Source organism: Paraburkholderia sp. SIMBA_030, from assembly GCF_046535245.1.
In the GTDB taxonomy this organism is placed as follows: Bacteria; Pseudomonadota; Gammaproteobacteria; order Burkholderiales; family Burkholderiaceae; genus Paraburkholderia.
The window spans coordinates 1-1,964 of record NZ_JAWRXB010000053.1 but is presented as its reverse complement, the minus strand read 5'-3'; the positions used below and the strand labels follow the sequence as shown (position 1 = coordinate 1,964).

Here is a 1,964-nt window from a genome sequence, read left to right as displayed (position 1 = left end):
CGCGTCCCATCGCTTGAGGCTGTAGTCGAGTGCCCTGGCGATCGCCGATCCCTCGGAGACCAGTTTGCGCTGACCGGTCATCCAGTCGTGCAATGCATCGGCAATGGGCCGGGCGCGCTCCTGGCGGACCTCACGTCTTCGATCGGGCTTGAGTTCTGCGACGTCGCGCTCGACGTCGTAAAGTGCACCGAAGTACTTCAGCGCCTGCTCGGCGACCTGGCTCTTGTTGCTGGCGTGCAGTTCGAAGAACTTCCTTCTTGCATGAGCAGCACAGCCGATTTCAGTGATGCCCAGCTCGAATCCGGCCTTGTAGGCGCTGTAGTCGTCACATACCAGCTTGCCCCGCCATTTGCCGAGGAACGTGCGAGCATGTTCGCCAGCACGGCTATCCGCGAATTCATAGACCACTGCGCGCACGTCGGCGAACGGCGTGGTGGCATACGCCCATACATAGGCGCGCTGCGTCTTGCCTTTACCGGGAATCAGCATTTGCACCGGCGTCTCATCAGCGTGCAGCACACCCTGTTGCAGAAGCTCGTCGCGAAGCGCGTCAACCAGCGGCTGCAACCGCACGCCGCAAACGCCGACCCACTCGCCGAGCGTTGATTGGGCAATCGCCAGGCCCGCGCGCTCGAAGATGCGTTCCTGACGGTACAGGGGTAAGTGATCGCCGTACTTGGCGACGAGCACCTGCGCGAGTAACCCGGCGGTGGGGATGCCCTTGTCGATCACATGAGGCGGAACCGGGGCCTGGATCAGCGTCTCGCACGCCTTGCACGCCCACTTGCCGCGGATGTGCCGCTCGACCGTGAATACGCCCGGCGTATAGTCCAGTTTCTCGCTGGTGTCCTCGCCGATACGCACGCGCTGGCAACCGCAGGAGCAGGTGATGTCGTCGGGTTCGTGGTGGATATCCGTGCGCGGCAGGTGCGGCGGCAAGGGCGCGCGCTTTGGCTTCTGACGTTGCTTATCCGGTGGCGTATCCGGCTGCAACTGCTCAAGTTCGATTTCGAGTGCGGCCAGATCGGCGTCGATGGCCTCATTGAGCAGACTCATCTGCTCGACGTTGAGCTGCTCGCTGCGCTTGCCGAAATGCAGGCGCTTGAGCACGGCAATCTCGTGTGTGAGCTGGTCGATGCGCGTCTGACGGTAGCGCAGTTCCCGCTCGTTCTCGCCGACCTGAGCCATCAATTGCGCAGCCAGCGTGCGCAGTTCGTCGGGGCTCAGAGCGTCGAGGTCAGCGGGTGAGTTCATGCGGCCAGTCTGCCAGAACCCAACCCGCTGCGGAAGCAAGCCAGTTTACGTCCTTGGGGGTATTACACAACCGTGATCGCGTGATCGTGTGTGAGTGTCTGCCAGGGTAGCCCCGTCACCAGCGCTCGCAGCTGCTCGGGATTCAGAGCGGTGGCGACCGCCTGGTCCCCATTCGTCCAGATGAACCGCCCCTTGTTCAGGCGACGCGCGGCCAGCCAGATACCGAACCCGTCGTACACGAGCACCTTCATGCGCGTCGAGTGCCTGTTGGCAAACAGATAGGCGTGGTGCGGCCGTGCCGCGCCGAACACCTTCACGACACGCGCAAGGATCGTATCGATGCCCGCACGCATATCGATGGGCTCGGTTGCCAGCCAGATCGCGTCGATGCGGATCATCGCAGCCACCCTTGCAACCAGGCGGCGCAATCGGCTGCAGCACAAAGCGGCCAGCGCACCATGACGGTCGCCGCCCCCCGGCGCACTTCGATCTGAATCTCCCTCGAAGCGGGCATCGCGCCCGGCGCTTCCAGTTGCAGTGGAACAAACTCCGCCGGCGGTACGCTCATCGACTGGCGCGCCTCACGCGCGAGGTCCTGTTCCTCCTGTGCAGCCACCCATCGGCGCAACAAATTCGCATTCAACTGGTAATGCAGCGCGACCGCAGCGATCGACACATTCGGCTGCATCGCCGCACGGATCACCTTCTCC

The 1,964-nt window shown here is 63.3% G+C and carries 3 protein-coding genes; all 3 read right to left on the bottom strand.

Annotated elements, in window-relative coordinates; genetic code table 11:
* The coding region (gene tnpC, locus SB772_RS38940) for an IS66 family transposase (protein ID WP_410838381.1) at window positions 1–1,254 on the bottom strand (1,254 nt) is incomplete at its 3' end.
* 62 nt (window positions 1,255–1,316) lie between these two features.
* Window positions 1,317–1,652 (bottom strand): IS66 family insertion sequence element accessory protein TnpB, encoded by a 336-nt coding sequence (gene tnpB / locus SB772_RS38935; protein WP_410838380.1) that lies wholly within the window; start codon window positions 1,650–1,652, stop codon window positions 1,317–1,319.
* On the bottom strand, window positions 1,649–1,964 hold a 316-nt coding region (locus SB772_RS38930), incomplete at its 5' end, for a transposase (protein WP_410838379.1). The genes SB772_RS38930 and tnpB, both read right to left, overlap by 4 nt.

Excerpts from the sequence above, each read along its gene's own strand:
- tnpB (WP_410838380.1), bottom strand. The coding sequence starts at position 1,652 with ATGATCCGCATCGACGCGATCTGGCTGGCAACCGAGCCCATCGATATG.